Here is a 16,189-nt window from a genome sequence, read left to right as displayed (position 1 = left end):
TGTCAGTCAACATCATTGCTGACTGACCCGCCGCCATCGCGAGCAGGCTCGCTCCCACTTTTGGACCTGTGTCGAGCTCAACTTCCTGATAATTGCCGGGCGCTGCGATACGCCCCCGGCCCAACCCCGTAAACCTGCTTGAACTGCCGACTCAGATGACTCTGGTCGGCAAACCCCAATTGCATCGCGACCTCCAGCGGCAAACATCCGTTCTGTAACAGCGCCCTTGCCTGCGCGATGCGTTGCTGCATCAGCCAGGTATGCGGCGGCATGCCCGTGGCGCGGCGAAAGACCCGGGCGAAGTGGAACGGTGAAAGGTTGACCAGTGCCGCCAGTTCTTCCAGCGAGGGCGGCGCCGCCAATTGTGCATGCAGCACATCCTTGGCCAGCGTCACCGCCCGGTGCTCCTTGCCGGGTTTGCCGGCGATCGGCACGGCGGCGTGACGTTGTAGCAGCAACAGCATCATCTCGCGCCAGACCATTTGCTGTTGCAAGGCGGTGGACGGACTTTCCAGCAAGCGATGCAGTTGGCAGAACCCCTTCACCAGATCCGGGTCGCGATACAACGTCGCGCCAAACCCCGGCAGGTTGTTGGTCGGCAGCTCCAGTTCGTCCAGCAGCGAGAGAATCTGCCCGCTGTCCGGATAAAACGCCCGGTACAACCAGCCATCCTCCGTCCCTTTGTGGCCGGTGTGCAGTTCATCAGGATTGATCAACACCAGCGTGCCGCTGCCGGCCAGGTGTTCGGCGCCGCGATAGCGGTAGCGCTGGGCGCCGGCCATGATCATGCCGATCACATAACCGTCATGCACGTGGGGCGCGAAGCGATGTTCGATGTAGCGCGCGGACAATAACTCGACGCCGGCCAATGGCGCCGTTTGCCAGAATCGGATCGACTCGCCTTGGTCGGCATCCATGGCTTACCCGCGACCCACGGCGCTCAGCCACTGCGGAATGCGGCGTTCCAGGTAATAACCTGGCTGGCGGAACGAGCCATCGACAAAACCGACATGCCCGCCCTTGGCTTGCAACTCGAATTGAGTGGAGGCGGACAGCTCCATCGCCTGCGGCAGGCTATGGGGGAACACGAAGGGGTCGTCGGCCGCCTGAATGATCAGGGTCGGTGTGCGAATTTCTCCAAGGAAATACCGGCTCGAAGCGCGGCGATAGTAATCCTCGGCATCGACGAAACCGTTCAGCGGCGCCGTGACCCGGCCGTCGAAATCCCAGAAGGTGCGCATGTTCTCCAGCGAGCCCAGTGCCGCCAACGCCGCCAGTCCATCCTCGCGCCCGTCATGTTGAAACTGGCGCTGCTTGTTTTTGATGTAGGCCACCATCTCGCGCATGAAATGCGCCTGATAGACCTTCGAGAAACCTTGCCCGATGCGATCAGCGCATTGATCGAGACGAAACGGCACCGACACCGCCACCGCGCCTGACACGCCGCTGTCACTGCCGGTCTCGCCCAAATGCTTGAGCAAGACATTGCCGCCCAGGGAATAGCCGACCGCATACAGCGGTGCGAGAGGGCGCTTGGCCCGCAGGTGCCTGATGGCTTCGGCCAGGTCTTCACTGGCGCCGGAATGATAGCTGCGTGGCAACAGATTCGGCTCGCCGGAGCAACCGCGCCAGTTCAGCGCGACGCTGGCCCAGCCCTGGGCAGCGAACGCCTTTTGCACACCGGCCACGTAGGGCGAATTCGAAGAGCCGGTCAGCCCGTGCAGCACCAGCACCAGCGGCGCATCGGCAGTGTGCGGGCCGTGCCAGTCCATATCGAGAAAGTCGCCATCCTCAAGCCACAAGCGTTCGCGCTCGCGTTCGATGTGCGTGGTTTTGCGCCACAGCGGTCCCCACAAGGTTTGCAGGTGCGGGTTGCCGAGGCCGAAGGCGGGGGTGAAGCGTTCTGACGGAAAGGACACGATTGCTCTCGATGCAGCGGTGCGCAACCGGTGCGCACCTTTTTCAGGCCGGTCGGTTAACCGGCGATCTCTGCCATACGTTGCCACAACGCGTAAGACACCTGCCCGGATTTCTGCTTTCCGATGCGGTGCAGGTTTCCTGACAGTTTGAGCGATTACCTGGAAGGTTTGCCAGTAGGCTCCGGCAATGGCTTTTGCGGGACGGTCGGTCCTGTGCTGATGATGACTAATTTGTCCATGCTCAGGTGTTTGTTCAATGCGCTTTTGACTTGCTCTACGGTTAGACGCTGGGACTGCTGCATGAAGTCGTCCAGGTGATTCAACGGCAGGTTATAAAAGCCGATGGACGCCAGTTTCGAGACGATTTGCGCGTTGCTGGCAGTGGACTGCGGGAAGCTGCCAGCCAACTCGCGCTTGGCATCATCAAGTTCTTTTTCGGTCGGGCCGGTTTTAAGGTAGTCGGCGAGCACGTCCTGTACCAGTTTCAGAGTGCCTTCGCTCATTTCGGAGCGGGTCTGCAACTTGATCATGAACGGACCGCGCGCCTGCATCGGGGTGAAGGTCGAAACCACGCCGTAAGTCAGGCCACGTTTCTCGCGCACTTCGCTCATCAGTCGAGTGCCAAAGCCGCCGCCAAGGATCTGATTGCCCATGGACAGTGCCGCGTAGTCTGGATTGTCACGGTCGATGCCCAGTTGCGCGAGCATCAGAATGGTCTGTTTCGATGGGAATTCGATGTGGCTGATGCTGGCGTTGGGTTCGATCGGTTGCGGGATTTTCGCCAGGGCCGGGCCTTGGGGCAGGGTAGCGGATACCTGCGCGGCAATGGCTTCAGCTTCGGCACGGGACAAGTCGCCCACCAACGCGATCACCACGTTGCCAGCCGCGTAGGCTTTTTCGTGGAACGCGCGCAGCTGTGTCGGGGTGACGGACTGAATGGCTTGCGCCATGCCATCGCTGGCGTGCGCGTAAGGATGATCGCCATACAGACGGTTCATCAACTCAAGGCTCGCCAGTTTGCTCGGGTCATGCTGCTTATCTACGAAAGCGGCGAGGGTCTGATTGCGAAGGCGTGCATACGAATCGCCAGGGAAGGTCGGCTTGCCTGCGACTTCGGCGAAGAGTGTCAATGCCGGATCGCGTTTATCCTTGGCGCTGAGGCAGCGCAGGGAGACCTGCGCCGTATCCAGACCAGTGCTGGGGGCATACTGTGCGCCCAGGCTTTCGAAATCTTGGGCAATAGCGTTGGCATCCCTGCCGGCGACACCTTCGTTGAGCATCAAGTTTGTCAGCATGGCCAGACCCGGAGTGCCTCCATCCTGGCTGCTGCCGGCTGCGAAGGTCAGGCGCATGTCGAACATCGGTAACCCTCGGGCTTCGGCGAACAACACTTTGGCGCCTTCGGCAGTATTCCAAGCCTGAATATCAAGCGTGCGGGGACTTGGCGCCTGACCGTCGAGCTCAGCCAGCGATTGCAGCCCTTGGTCGGAGTTTTCCTTGTCTGGTACTTTGCCGGCGCCGGACTCATCCCCATCCTCTTTATTCACCTCCATTGGCAGTACATGGGCGACGCTGAGCCGCTCGCGGGTGAAATACAGCTTGGCGGCTTTCTGGATGTCTTCTGGCGTTACGCTTTCCAGTTCGGCCAGTTCGGTGTCCATCAGTTTCCACGACAGGCCGAAGGTTTCCAGTCGACCGATAGCGGTGGCCTGGCGGGTGATTGAGTCGCGCTCGTAAACCAGCCCGGCGATGACCTGCGCGCGTACGCGTCCCAGTTCTTCAGTGGACGGCGCAGTGATTTTCAGCTGTTCGAGCAGCCTCCACAAACCGGCTTCGGCCTGGGCGATGGTTTTGTTTTTACGGCTGTTGGGTGTTGCCGACAGGAGGAACAGGCTGTCACCCCGGGTGTAAGCGCTATAACTCGACGAACCGTCGGACACCAGCTCTTCAACGCGTTGCAGTTGCATTGGGATGCGTGAGCTGTGGCCGTTGCCGAGCAGGGCCGAAATCATACGCAAGGCATTCACTGAGCGTTTGTCTTCGGCGGTGGCGATGCTCGGCACGTTGAAGGCCAGCATCAAGCTGGGCAGTGGGGTCTTCACGTGCAGAGTGATTTGGCGTTGGCCGGGCTTGGCCAGTTCCAGCGGTCTTTTCGCGGCCGGCACATCGCGTCTGGCGATCGCGCCGAAGTAGCGCTGGGCCTGGGCTTTGACTTCGTGCGGGGTCACGTCGCCGACCACCACCAGCGTGGCGTTGTTCGGCGCATACCAGGATTGATACCAGTGGCGCAGCTCTTCGATCTTCATCCGGTCGAGGTCCGCCATCCAGCCGATGGTCGGCGTGTGATAACCGCTGGACGGGTAGGCCATCGCTTTGAAGCGTTCGTAGGCATTGTCCATTGGTTTGTCATCAGTGGTCAGGCGACGTTCTTCTTTAATGACTTCAATCTCCCGGACGAACTCGTCGACCGGCAGGAGCAGATTGGCCATGCGGTCCGCTTCCAGTTCGAAGGCCACGCTCAGACGATCTCGAGCCAGCGTCTGGTAGTACGCGGTGGAGTCGCTGCTGGTGAAGGCGTTGAATTGGATACCGAGCTCGCGCAGGAGCGGCAAGATTTTGCCTGGGCCGACTTTTTTGCTGCCCATGAACATCATGTGTTCCAGAGCGTGGGACAAGCCGGTCTGACCCGGAGGCTCGTAGCTGGCGCCGACCTTGTACCAGACCTGGGAAGCTACCACCGGTGCCCGATGATCCTCGCGCACGATGACCTTGAGGCCATTGTCGAGTGTGAACTCGGTAGTTGAACTGGAAGTTGTCTCGTTAGCTGATGCTTTCATTCCGTTAACAGTCCTTTGCGTCCATGCGAGTCGTTTCGCAGGTTCACAGTGAACGAAAGGAAAAGAACTAAGCAAACTGGTTATGTTGCTGTTTGAAAAAACGGGAGGGCACCCTGGACAGGCGGTTCACCTGTCCAGGTTACTCTTTTAAGAAGATATTTCAGTGCTTCGCTGCCACAACGAATAGTAGACGCGCCCGGATTTCTGCTCACGGTGCAGGCGCCAGTTGGCCGGCAGGCCGAGCGTCGAGGGTGCTGTTTCGCTTTCGGTGTACACCCACGCATCGTCCGCCAGCCATTGGCGCTCTTCCAGCAGCGTGCAAACGGCCGGCAACAGGTTCTGATTGAACGGTGGGTCGAGGAACACCACGTCGTAGGCGGTCGCGGTCTGGGTCTCCAGATAGCGCAAGGCATCGGCCGTCTGAATCTGGCCGGTGGTGCAGCGCAGGGTGCCCAGATGTTCCTTGATGCTAGAGACCGCGATGTTGCTGGCGTCCAGTGCCTGGCCCATCGCCGCGCCACGGGACAGCGCCTCAAGGAACAACGCGCCGCTGCCGGCGAATGGATCAAGCACCTTGGCGCCCGCGATGTAAGGCGCGAGCCAGTTGAACAGGGTTTCACGCACCCGGTCCGGGGTTGGGCGCAGGCCCGGGGCGTCGGGGAAGCTCAGCTTCCGGCTGCCCCATTCGCCGCCGATGATGCGCAATTGGTTCACGCCGTTGTGGACGTTGTGAACAGGTTTCTTAGGACGAGTGGCCATCAATGCTCCGGAACCCCGAGCGGCTGCTCGGCAGGTTTATCAGTTGGGGCCGGTAACGGCTTTTGCGGCACGGTCGGGCCAGCGCTGACGATGACCATTTTGTCCGTGCTCAAGTGTTTGTTCAGTGCGGCTTTGACCTGTTCGACAGTCAGGCTCTGCGACTCACGCATGAAGTCATTCAGATAACTCAGCGGCAGGTTGTAGAAACCCATGGCGCCGAGCTGGCCGACGATGTCGGCGTTGCTGGCCGTGGACAGCGGGAAGCTGCCGGCCAGTTCACGCTTGGCGTCGTCGAGTTCTTTCTGGGTCGGGCCGGTTTTAAGGTAGTCGGCGAGTACGTCCTGCACCAGTTTCAACGTGCCTTCACTCATCTCGGCGCGGGTTTGCAAGTTGATCATGAACGGGCCGCGTGCCTGCATCGGGGTGAAGCCCGAATAGACGCCGTAGGCCAGGCCACGTTTCTCGCGCACTTCACTCATCAATCGGGTGCCGAAACCACCGCCGCCGAGGATCTGGTTGCCCAGGGACAGTGCGGCGTAGTCCGGATCGTCACGGTCGATGCCCAGTTGCGCAAGCATCAGGTTGGTCTGCTTGGACGGGAACTCGATGTGGCCGATGCTGGCTTTCGGTTCTTCAGGCTGCGCAATTTTCGCCAGTGCCGGGCCTTTCGGCAACGCGCTGGAGACTTGCGCGGCAATCGCCTCGGCTTCGGCGCGGGACAAATCACCCACCAGCGCAATCACCACGTTGCCGGCTGCGTAGGCTTTCTCGTGGAACGCCTTGACTTGCGCCACGGTAATCGCCGGGACGGTTGTCGCCGTGCCGTCGCTGGAATGCGCGTAGGGGTGATCGCCGTACAAGCGGTTCATCAGCTCCAGGCTCGCCAGTTTGCCCGGGTTCTGCTTCTGGTATTCGAAACCGGCAAGCATCTGGTTCTTGATGCGCGCAAAGGAGTCGGCAGGGAAGGTTGGTTTGCCGACGACGTCGGAGAACAGTTTCAGCGCGGGTTCGCGCTTGTCTGCGGCGCTGAGGCTGCGCAGGGAAGCCAGTGCCATGTCTTTAAAGGCTCCGTTGCCAAAGTCTGCGCCCAGGCCTTCGAAGCCTTGAGCGATGGCGCCGACATCTTTTCCGGCCACACCTTCGTTGAGCATCGCGTTGGTCAGCAGTGCCAGACCGGGCGCGTTGCCGTCCTGGCTGCTGCCGGCGGCGAAAATCAGGCGCAGGTCGAACATCGGCAGCTCGCGGGCTTCGACGAACATCACCTTGGCGCCCTCGGCGGTGTTCCAGGTCTGTACGTCGAGCGAACGGTGGCTCGGCGCCTTGCCGTCGAGTTCACTCAGCGATTGCAGCTTCTGGCTGGACTTGGCCTTGTCGAGGGCTTCGCTGGCCGTGGAGTCTTCGCTTTTCGACAAATAGAACGCAGCAGAGCCGATCAGGGCGACAGCGATCAGGCCGATCAGGACCAGACGGGATTTTTTACGCTCACTCATGAGTCGTCTCCAGTGGCAGTACATGGGCGACGCTGAGACGTTCGCGGGTGAAATACAGCTTGGCGGCTTTCTGGATGTCTTGCGGTGTCACGCTTTCCAGGTCGGCGAGTTCGGTGTCCATGAGTTTCCAGGACAGGCCGACGGTTTCCAATTGGCCGATGGAGGTGGCCTGACTGGTGATCGAATCACGCTCGTAGACCAGGCCGGCGATGACCTGGGCGCGGACGCGTTCCAGTTCTTCGGCGGACGGCGCAGTGGTTTTCAGCTGATCGAGCAGCTTCCACAGGCCCGCTTCGACCTGGGCCATGGTTTTCTTTTTCTGGGTGTTCGGCGTGGCCGACAGGGTAAACAGACTGTCGCCGCGAGTGTAAGCGTCGTAACTCGACGAACCACCGGACACCAGTTCTTCGCCGCGCTCCAGTTGCGTCGGGATGCGTCCGCTGTAGCCGCCGTCGAGCAGGGCCGAGATCAGGCGCAAGGCATTCACCGAGCGCTTGTCTTCGGCGGTGGCGATGCTCGGCACGTTGAAGCCCAGCATCAGGCTCGGCAACTGGGTCTGTACGTGAAGGGTGATCTGGCGTTCGCCAGGCTCGGCCAGTTCCAGCGGGATTTTCGCCGCTGGCACATCGCGTTTGGCGATCGGGCCGAAATAGCGCTGGGCCAGGGTTTTGACTTCGTCCGGGGTCACGTCGCCGACCACCACCAGCGTGGCGTTGTTCGGCACGTACCAGGATTGGTACCAGTGGCGCAGCTCTTCGACTTTCATGCGGTCCAGGTCAGCCATCCAGCCGATGGTCGGCGTGTGGTAACCGCTGGCCGGGAAAGCCATGGCCTTGAAGCGTTCGTAGGCCTTGGACATCGGTTTATCGTCGGTGCGCAGGCGACGTTCTTCCTTGATGACTTCGATCTCGCGGGCGAACTCGTCGGCCGGCAGGCGCAGGGTGGCCATGCGGTCGGCTTCCAGTTCGAAGGCCACGCCCAAGCGGTCGCGGGCCAGCACTTGGTAATACGCGGTGAAGTCATCGCTGGTGAACGCGTTCTCTTCGGCACCGAGGTCGCGCAGGATCAGCGACGCTTCGCCGGGGCCGACTTTCTCGCTGCCCTTGAACATCATGTGTTCGAGGGCGTGGGACAAACCGGTCTGGCCCGGCGTCTCGTAACTCGAGCCGACCTTGTACCAGACTTGGGAAACCACCACGGGCGCACGATGGTCTTCGCGCACAACGACCTTCAGGCCGTTATCCAGAGTGAATTCGTGGGTGGGTTGTGGATCGGCAGCCAGGGCCGAGAGGGGCAGACAAACTGTGCTGAGCAGCAGGCCTGCAGCGCGGCGGGCTAAAGCATTCATTCGTTTTTAAACCTGTTGAGCTGCCCGCTTGGCTTAGCGTCGGCGGGCGAGAGGGTGCTAGGATACTGGTCCGTTTTACTGGCGGCCACGTCTATCAGGCCTTTGATCGGCCGGACGGTTGCATGGGTTACCTGCGGAACCTTGGTTTTGTCAGCTAAACTCTGCGTTTTCGCAGAAGATGCCGTACCAGTCCTTCGTATTAGTCAGCCTTTGAGGTGCTGTTTGCACCTCGACAAAATGTTGCGCGTGAACAAGCTGGGTCAATCGCAGTCTGTTCTGCATCGAATATTTATTTGCCGGGGCGCCCTTTGGCGCGTCGCTACCGTGAGATAGCCGTCCTCCATGTTTGGTTCCAACGACGACAAGAAGACCCCAGCTGCGGCTGGCGAGAAGAAAAGCCTGTTCGGATGGCTGCGCAAAAAGCCGCAGGAACCCGTCGTCGAACAGCCACAGCCAATTCCTGAGCCAACACCCGCGCCGGTAATAGAAGAAGCACCGGCGCCGGTTGTCTTGCCGATGGCCGAGCCGGTGCTGCAGCCGGTCGCCGAGGCTGAACCCGAAGTCATTGCCGAGCATCCTCTGGCACCCGCTCCAGAGCCGTGGCTGACGTTGCCAGTGGCGGAAGAGCCGGTGGCCTTGGTCGAAGATGAGCTGGCGCCGCATGTGACGCCGACGATTCCTGCACCGACCGCGTTTGCCCCCGAGCCCGTTCAGGTGCCGGTGGTTGAGCCGGTTGTCGCGCCGGTTATCGTGACTGAGCCTGAGCAGGTTGTTCCAGAGTCTGTGATTCCTGCGTTCGTCGCTCCTGTGGTTGAAGCACCTGCGCCTGCTCCTGTCATTGCTCCGGTAGTCGCCGCACCCGCAGTTCCCGCCGAAGTCCCGGCCGAGCCGCCGCGTAGCGAAGAAACCAAAGCCGGTTTCTTCGCCCGCCTCAAGCAAGGCCTGTCCAAGACCAGCGCCAGCATTGGCGAAGGCATGGCCAGCCTGTTCCTGGGCAAGAAAATCATCGATGACGAACTGCTCGAAGACATCGAAACCCGTCTGCTGACCGCCGACGTCGGGGTCGAGGCGACCTCGGTCATCATCCAGCGCCTGACCCAAAAGGTTGCGCGCAAGGAGCTGGCCGATGCCGACGCGCTGTACAAATCCCTGCAGGCTGAACTCGCCGCGATGCTCAAGCCTGTCGAGCAGCCGCTGAAAATCACCTCGCAGAACAAGCCTTTCGTGATTCTGGTGGTCGGCGTCAACGGTGCCGGCAAAACCACCACCATTGGCAAACTGGCGAAGAAGCTGCAACTCGAAGGCAAGAAAGTCATGCTCGCGGCCGGTGATACCTTCCGCGCCGCCGCCGTTGAGCAATTGCAGGTCTGGGGCGAGCGCAACAAGATCCCGGTCATCGCCCAGCACACCGGTGCCGACTCCGCTTCGGTTATCTTCGACGCCGTACAGGCCGCCAAGGCCCGTGGCATTGATGTGCTGATCGCCGACACCGCCGGTCGCCTGCACACCAAAGACAATTTGATGGAAGAGCTGAAAAAGGTTCGCCGGGTTATCAGCAAACTCGACGCCGACGCGCCGCACGAAGTGCTCCTGGTGCTCGACGCCGGTACTGGCCAGAACGCAATCAGCCAAGCCAAGCAATTCAACCAGACCGTCGAACTGACCGGCCTGGCGCTGACCAAGCTCGACGGCACCGCCAAGGGCGGGGTGATTTTCGCCCTGGCCAAGCAATTTGGTTTGCCGATTCGCTACATCGGCGTCGGTGAAGGCATCGATGACTTGCGTACTTTTGAAGCAGAACCCTTTGTCCAGGCACTGTTTGCCGAGCGGGAGCGTTCATGATTCGTTTCGAACAGGTCGGTAAACGCTACCCGAACGGTCACGTCGGCTTGCATGAGCTGAGCTTTCGAGTCCGTCGGGGCGAATTCTTGTTTGTAACCGGCCATTCCGGCGCCGGTAAAAGCACCTTGTTGCGGCTGCTGCTGGCGATGGAGCGTCCGACCACCGGCAAATTGCTGCTGGCCGGCCAGGACCTCGCCACCATCAGCAATGCGCAGATTCCGTACTTGCGCCGGCAGATTGGCGTGGTGTTCCAGAACCACCAACTGCTATTTGATCGCACGGTGTTCAACAACGTCGCTCTGCCGTTACAGATTCTTGGGCTGTCCAAGGCCGAGATCGTCAAACGTGTGGATTCGGCGCTTGAGCGTGTCGCGCTGTCGGATAAAACCGATCTGTACCCCGGCGACCTGTCCACCGGGCAGCAACAGCGCGTCGGCATCGCTCGCGCTATCGTCCACCGTCCGGCCTTGCTGCTGGCGGACGAACCCACCGGTAACCTCGATCCGCGTCTGGCGGCCGAGATCATGGGCGTGTTCGAAGACATCAACCGCCTGGGCACCAGCGTGCTGATCGCCAGTCACGACCTGGCCTTGATCGCCCGCATGCGTCATCGGATGCTGACCCTGCAACGCGGCCGATTGATCGGCGACGGGGAGGCGGGCGTATGAGTGCGACACGCAGCCCCAAGGTTTCCGAGCGCGTGGCGCCGAAAGCCGCCGATCCGCAACCGCAGAAGAAAAAGCGCAACGATGACGACGGCCCGGATTTCGCCACGTTGTTTCGTGCCTGGGTTGAAAGCCATCGCGCCAGTCTGCTGGACAGCTTGCGTCGGTTGGGTAAACAGCCAATCGGCAGCTTTTTCACCTGCATGGTGATGGCGGTCGCCCTGAGCTTGCCGATGGGCCTGTCACTTTTGCTGAGTAACGTCGAGCGTCTCGGCGGTTCCTGGCAGCGAGCGGCGCAGATTTCCCTGTACCTGCAACTCGAGGCCAGCCCGGCTGAAGGCGAGTCGTTGCGCGAGCAGATCAAAGGCATGCCTGGCGTAGCGGATGCTGAATATATCGGCCGAGATCAGGCGCTGGAGGAGTTTCAGCAGCAGTCCGGACTGGGCGAGGCGCTTAAGGAACTGCCGGAAAACCCGCTGCCAGGCGTGGTGCTGGTGACCCCGAACGAAGTCGACAAGCCCGCGCTTGAAGCATTACGACAAAAACTTTCCGAGCTGCCCAAGGTACAACAGGCTCAACTTGATCTAGTCTGGGTCGAGCGTCTGGCAGCGATCCTCAAGCTGGGTGACCGTTTTGTCTTCGGTCTGACCGTGCTTCTGGTTTCTGCATTACTTTTGGTGATAGGCAATACCATTCGTCTTCATATTGAAAACCGCCGCACAGAGATAGAAGTGATTAAACTCGTCGGCGGCACGGACAGCTATGTGCGCAGGCCCTTTCTGTACATGGGGGCGCTTTATGGCTTCGGTGCGGGGATTCTTTCCTGGGGTGTATTGGCGTTTGGCCTTGATTGGCTGAACGACGCAGTTGTCGGGCTGGCCGGTTTGTATGGCAGTGATTTCGCGCTGGCCGGAGTGCCAGTTGCCGACGGTCTGTCTCTCTTGCTTGGCGCGGTGCTGTTGGGGTATATCGGTGCATGGATTGCAGTCGCACGCCACCTGAGGGAGCTTGCGCCTAAGTAGTATCATTTTGCTCGTATTGACCTTTCAGCGTTTATGGGAACTTGTCTTTCGGTTTCCGGTCAATTTTCGCAGTGCTGAACTGCACGAGTTATGTAAGTCGGAGGTTTTTTCGTATGACCAATTCTTTGCAACCTGCATATGCTCTGGTCCCGGGTGCGAACCTGGAGGCCTATGTGCACACCGTGAACAGCATTCCATTGCTGACTCCGGAGCAGGAGCGTGAACTGGCCGAGAGTCTCTATTATGAGCAGGATTTGGGGGCGGCTCGGCAGATGGTGCTCGCCCACCTGCGTTTTGTTGTACATATCGCCCGTAGCTATTCCGGCTACGGCCTGGCTCAGGCTGACCTGATCCAGGAAGGTAACGTCGGTCTGATGAAGGCGGTGAAGCGCTTCAACCCGGAAATGGGTGTGCGTCTGGTTTCGTTCGCAGTGCACTGGATCAAGGCGGAAATTCACGAGTTCATCCTGCGCAACTGGCGCATTGTGAAAGTCGCGACCACCAAGGCCCAGCGCAAGCTGTTCTTCAACCTGCGCAGCCAGAAGAAACGTCTGGCGTGGCTGAACAACGAGGAAGTCCACCGTGTGGCGGAAAGCCTCGGCGTAGAGCCGCGGGAAGTGCGCGAGATGGAAAGTCGCCTGACCGGCCATGACATGGCCTTCGACCCGGCCGCGGAAGCGGACGACGACAGCGCTTTCCAGTCGCCGGCCAACTACCTGGAAGACCACCGGTACGACCCGGCGCGTCAACTGGAAGATGCTGATTGGAGCGACAACTCCAATCACAACCTGCACGAAGCGCTCGAAGTGCTGGACGACCGCAGCCGTGACATCCTCTACCAACGTTGGTTGGCGGAAGAGAAAGCCACGCTGCATGACCTGGCGCAGAAGTACAACGTGTCGGCCGAGCGTATTCGTCAGCTTGAAAAGAGCGCGATGAACAAGCTCAAGTTGTCGATCGCCGCCTGACCTGCGAAGCGGCAATAAAAAACGCCCCGATCAGTGATGATCGGGGCGTTTTTGTGTGTGCCTACTAGTAACAAGCCGCCTCCTGCAGGAGCGAGCCTTGCTCGCGAAGGCGGTGTATCAGTCGATGAAGGGGTTGGCTGACATACCGCCTTCGCGGGCAAGCCTCGCTCCTACAGGTGATTTGCGTCGTCTCGGACTCGTTATTGGGACCAAGGTGCCCGGCGTGAATCATTGATGCCAACCAGATAGCTATCGCCACCCAACTGGCTCATCTGCTGCCGAATCCACCCGGCCCGACGCGCAACATAGTTGGTCGGATGGCTTGCACTCCACACCCGCGGGTTTGGCAGCACCGCCGCGAGCAAGCTCGATTGCTGGCGACTAAGACCTTTAGCGCTCACACCAAAGTGATGCCGGGCTGCCGCTTCCGCGCCAAACACCCCGTCATCCCACTCGACGCTGTTCAGGTATACCTCAAGAATCCGCTGCTTGGGCCAGAGCACCTCGATCAACCCGGTGAACCACGCCTCCAGGCCTTTACGCAGCCAACTGCGGCCGGACCACAAAAACAGATTCTTCGAGACTTGCTGGCTCAGAGTGCTGGCACCGCGAATCGAACCACCGAGCTCGTTATGGGCCAGGGCTTTCTGGATCGCACCAAAGTCAAAACCCCAGTGCTCCGGGAATTTCTGATCCTCGCCCGCGATCACCGCGACTTTCAGGTCGTCAGAGATTTCATCCCAGGGCTTCCAGGTGCGCTGCAAGTCAATGGGCTCGCCGTCGAACCAGGATTCGACCTTGCGCTCGACCATCAATGCCGTTCCCGGTGGCGGGACTACGCGAAAGATCAGTACCAGCAGCACGCTGCCGGCCGCGAACCAGAGCACGGCCTTGGTAAATCGTCTTAAAAATAAACGCAGCATAGAGATGACTTGGCCGAACCCGTTGAGCGGGCCATTATACAGACCCTGTGGATCGAGTCTGACTGGAGTTCTTCATGCTGCGTGGCTTTCTGATGCTGGCCGCTTTCTTCGGCTTCACCGGCGTTGCCCTTGGCGCGTTCGCCGCCCACGGCCTGAAAAACCGTCTGACTCCCGAGTACCTGGCGATTTTCCATACCGGCGTCACCTACCAACTGGTGCACACCCTGGCGTTGCTGGGTGTGGCGCTGCTGGCCACGCAGATTCCGGGACGCTTGATCACTTGGGCCGGCGCCTCGTTTGCCATCGGCATCCTGCTGTTTTCCGGCAGCCTGTACTTGCTGACCCTGACCGGCGTCAGCAAGCTGGGGATCGTCACCCCCTTCGGCGGCCTGGCATTCCTGGTCGGCTGGTTCTGCCTGGGGCTTGCCGCCTGGCGGTTGAGCTGACCGGGCAGTCCATTTCATGACGAATGGCTTGGGTCGCCAAGACTGATCGGGCTAGAATGCCAGCCCCTAAAAATGATGGCGGCATTCGGTATGCGCATTCAGTTGAACGGCGAATCCCTTGAACTGCCCGACGGTGAAACCGTTGCGGCCCTGCTGACCCGTCTGGAACTGACCGGACGCCGGGTGGCGGTCGAACTCAATCTGGATATCGTCCCGCGCAGCCAGCATGCAGAAACCACGCTCAACGATGGCGATTCCGTCGAAGTGGTCCACGCCATCGGCGGCGGCTAGTCGCCCGGCCCGCAAGGGCACAGAATTCTGCAAGAACCTCACCCCTACAGAGGATTTCCCATGAGCATCGTTCGTAGCGACAAGCCCTTCGTCCTGGCCGGTCGTACTTACCAGTCGCGTTTGCTGGTAGGCACCGGCAAGTACCGCGACATGGAAGAAACCCGCCTGGCCATCGAAGCTTCGGGTGCCGAGATCGTCACCTTCGCCGTGCGCCGTACCAATCTGGGCCAGATCGAAGGCGAGCCGAACCTGCTCGAAGTGCTGTCGCCGGATCGCTACACCTTCCTGCCGAACACCGCGGGTTGCTACGACGCCATCGAAGCCGTGCGCACCTGCCGCCTGGCCCGTGAGCTGCTCGATGGGCACAATCTGGTGAAGCTGGAAGTGCTGGCCGACCAGAAAACCCTGTTCCCCAACGTGATCGAAACCCTCAAGGCCGCCGAAACGCTGGTCAAGGAAGGCTTCGACGTGATGGTCTATACCAGCGATGACCCGATCATCGCCCGTCAATTGGCGGAAATCGGCTGCATCGCGGTCATGCCGCTCGCCGGTCTGATCGGTTCGGGCCTGGGGATCTGCAACCCGTACAACCTGCAGATCATCCTCGAAGAAGCCAAGATTCCTGTGCTGGTGGATGCCGGTGTCGGTACCGCTTCCGACGCCACCATCGCCATGGAACTGGGTTGCGAAGCCGTGCTGATGAACTCGGCCATCGCCCACGCCCAGCAGCCGATCATGATGGCTGAAGCCATGAAACACGCCATCGTCGCGGGCCGCCTGGCCTACCTCGCCGGTCGCATGCCGAAAAAACTCTATGCCAGCGCCTCCTCGCCGCTGGATGGTCTGATCAAGTAAGAGCCATTGATGACTGAATCAAACGACACGCCAATCCAGACGGAAGAAGGCGACGAGCGCCAACACCGCCGCATCAAGAGTTTCGTGATGCGCGCCGGGCGCATGACCGAAGGCCAGCAACGCGGTCTGGACCAGGGCACGCCGCTGTTCGTGCTGCCATTGGCCGACGCGCCGGTAGACTTCGACCAAGTGTTCGGTCGCTCGGCGCCGCGCTCGCTGGAAATCGGTTTCGGCATGGGCCATTCGCTGCTGGAAATGGCCGCGGCCTCGCCGGAACAGGATTTCATTGGCGTGGAAGTGCACCGTCCGGGTGTCGGCGCGCTGCTCAATGGCGTTCTGACGCAGGGCCTGACCAACCTGCGGGTCTACGATTGTGATGCAATCGAAGTGCTCAACCGTTGCGTGGCCGACAACAGCCTCGATCGCCTGATGCTGTTTTTCCCGGATCCATGGCACAAGAGCCGTCACCACAAACGCCGTATCGTTCAGGCGTCGTTCGCTGAGTTGGTGCGCAGCAAGTTGAAGGTCGGTGGCATTCTGCACATGGCCACCGACTGGGAACCGTACGCCGAGTACATGCTGGAAGTGATGAACGTCGCGCCGGGTTATCGAAACCTGGCCGAAGACGGCAAATGCGTCCCGCGCCCGACCGAACGCCCGATCACCAAGTTCGAACGCCGCGGCGAGCGACTTGGGCATGGCGTTTGGGACCTGAAGTTCGAAAAACAGTCCTGAGCCGTAACGCTGTAAAAACTGTGGGAGCGAGCCTGCTCGCGATGGCGGTCTGACAGTCAACGAAGATGTTGATTGTTATGACGTCATCG

General features: G+C 60.4%; 14 protein-coding genes and 3 pseudogenes. 8 read left to right on the top strand and 9 right to left on the bottom strand.

Features of this window, described 5'->3' with window-relative positions; all coding sequences use genetic code 11:
- Positions 1-77 precede the first annotated feature (77 nt).
- From QMX98_RS23320 to QMX98_RS23290, 8 genes and pseudogenes are all read right to left on the bottom strand, one after another.
- Positions 78-917 (bottom strand): AraC family transcriptional regulator, encoded by an 840-nt coding sequence (locus QMX98_RS23320; protein ID WP_077747217.1) that lies wholly within the window; start codon positions 915-917, stop codon positions 78-80.
- Between the two features lie 3 nt (positions 918-920).
- Positions 921-1,919: a hydrolase gene (locus QMX98_RS23315; protein ID WP_077747218.1), complete on the bottom strand. Its 999-nt coding sequence runs from the start codon at positions 1,917-1,919 to the stop codon at positions 921-923.
- A 56-nt stretch (positions 1,920-1,975) separates the two neighbouring features.
- A pseudogene (gene rsmD / locus QMX98_RS35110) lies at positions 1,976-2,074 on the bottom strand (16S rRNA (guanine(966)-N(2))-methyltransferase RsmD); the annotation flags it as partial.
- Positions 2,075-3,397 (bottom strand): annotated as a pseudogene (locus QMX98_RS23310) (pitrilysin family protein); the annotation flags it as partial.
- Positions 3,398-3,472: 75 nt separating this feature from the next.
- Positions 3,473-4,756: pseudogene (locus tag QMX98_RS23305) on the bottom strand (pitrilysin family protein); the annotation flags it as partial.
- Between the two features lie 147 nt (positions 4,757-4,903).
- The gene (rsmD, locus tag QMX98_RS23300) at positions 4,904-5,515 is read right to left on the bottom strand and encodes a 16S rRNA (guanine(966)-N(2))-methyltransferase RsmD (protein WP_010466805.1); all 612 of its coding nucleotides are present in this window, start codon (positions 5,513-5,515) and stop codon (positions 4,904-4,906) included.
- Positions 5,515-7,005, bottom strand: a complete 1,491-nt coding sequence (locus QMX98_RS23295; RefSeq protein WP_010466806.1) for an insulinase family protein — start codon at positions 7,003-7,005, stop codon at positions 5,515-5,517. Before QMX98_RS23295 ends, rsmD (QMX98_RS23300) begins: the two co-directional genes overlap by 1 nt.
- Entirely contained in the window at positions 6,998-8,353 is a 1,356-nt protein-coding gene (locus QMX98_RS23290) for a pitrilysin family protein (RefSeq protein WP_010466807.1), read from the bottom strand. The genes QMX98_RS23295 and QMX98_RS23290 overlap by 8 nt, the downstream gene beginning before the upstream one ends.
- Before the next feature lie 342 nt (positions 8,354-8,695).
- On the opposite strand from QMX98_RS23290, the gene ftsY reads away from it, so the two are divergent.
- The 4 genes from ftsY (at position 8,696) to rpoH (ending at position 12,850) form a co-directional block, all read left to right on the top strand.
- A complete protein-coding gene (ftsY, locus tag QMX98_RS23285; protein WP_282411439.1) occupies positions 8,696-10,195 on the top strand; it encodes a signal recognition particle-docking protein FtsY in 1,500 nt (499 codons plus the stop codon).
- Complete coding sequence (ftsE, locus tag QMX98_RS23280; RefSeq protein WP_010466809.1) at positions 10,192-10,863, top strand: cell division ATP-binding protein FtsE; 672 nt, start codon at positions 10,192-10,194, stop codon at positions 10,861-10,863. The genes ftsY and ftsE overlap by 4 nt, the downstream gene beginning before the upstream one ends.
- Complete coding sequence (gene ftsX / locus QMX98_RS23275) at positions 10,860-11,882, top strand: permease-like cell division protein FtsX (RefSeq protein WP_010466810.1); 1,023 nt, start codon at positions 10,860-10,862, stop codon at positions 11,880-11,882. The genes ftsE and ftsX overlap by 4 nt, the downstream gene beginning before the upstream one ends.
- 113 nt (positions 11,883-11,995) lie before the next feature.
- A complete protein-coding gene (gene rpoH / locus QMX98_RS23270) occupies positions 11,996-12,850 on the top strand; it encodes an RNA polymerase sigma factor RpoH (protein WP_007897890.1) in 855 nt (284 codons plus the stop codon).
- A gap of 200 nt (positions 12,851-13,050) precedes the next feature.
- On the opposite strand, the gene mtgA is transcribed toward rpoH, so the two are convergent.
- Complete coding sequence (mtgA, locus tag QMX98_RS23265; protein ID WP_042932499.1) at positions 13,051-13,773, bottom strand: monofunctional biosynthetic peptidoglycan transglycosylase; 723 nt, start codon at positions 13,771-13,773, stop codon at positions 13,051-13,053.
- 74 nt (positions 13,774-13,847) lie between these two features.
- Here mtgA and QMX98_RS23260 point away from each other — a divergent pair, with 74 nt between their 5' ends.
- From QMX98_RS23260 to trmB, 4 genes are all read left to right on the top strand, one after another.
- On the top strand, positions 13,848-14,219 hold the full coding sequence (locus QMX98_RS23260) for a DUF423 domain-containing protein (protein WP_010466813.1): 372 nt from the start codon (positions 13,848-13,850) through the stop codon (positions 14,217-14,219).
- Between the two features lie 90 nt (positions 14,220-14,309).
- Positions 14,310-14,510 (top strand): sulfur carrier protein ThiS, encoded by a 201-nt coding sequence (gene thiS / locus QMX98_RS23255; RefSeq protein WP_007897898.1) that lies wholly within the window; start codon positions 14,310-14,312, stop codon positions 14,508-14,510.
- Between the two features lie 60 nt (positions 14,511-14,570).
- Complete coding sequence (locus QMX98_RS23250; RefSeq protein ID WP_010466815.1) at positions 14,571-15,365, top strand: thiazole synthase; 795 nt, start codon at positions 14,571-14,573, stop codon at positions 15,363-15,365.
- Between the two features lie 9 nt (positions 15,366-15,374).
- A complete protein-coding gene (gene trmB / locus QMX98_RS23245) occupies positions 15,375-16,100 on the top strand; it encodes a tRNA (guanosine(46)-N7)-methyltransferase TrmB (protein ID WP_083375541.1) in 726 nt (241 codons plus the stop codon).
- The last annotated feature ends 89 nt before the right edge of the window (positions 16,101-16,189 follow it).

The organism is Pseudomonas sp. PS02303, assembly GCF_029959925.1.
In the GTDB taxonomy this organism is placed as follows: Bacteria; Pseudomonadota; Gammaproteobacteria; order Pseudomonadales; family Pseudomonadaceae; genus Aquipseudomonas; species Aquipseudomonas mandelii.
Note: the sequence above shows the minus strand (reverse complement) of the source record. Positions and strands in the feature narration are given on the sequence as shown.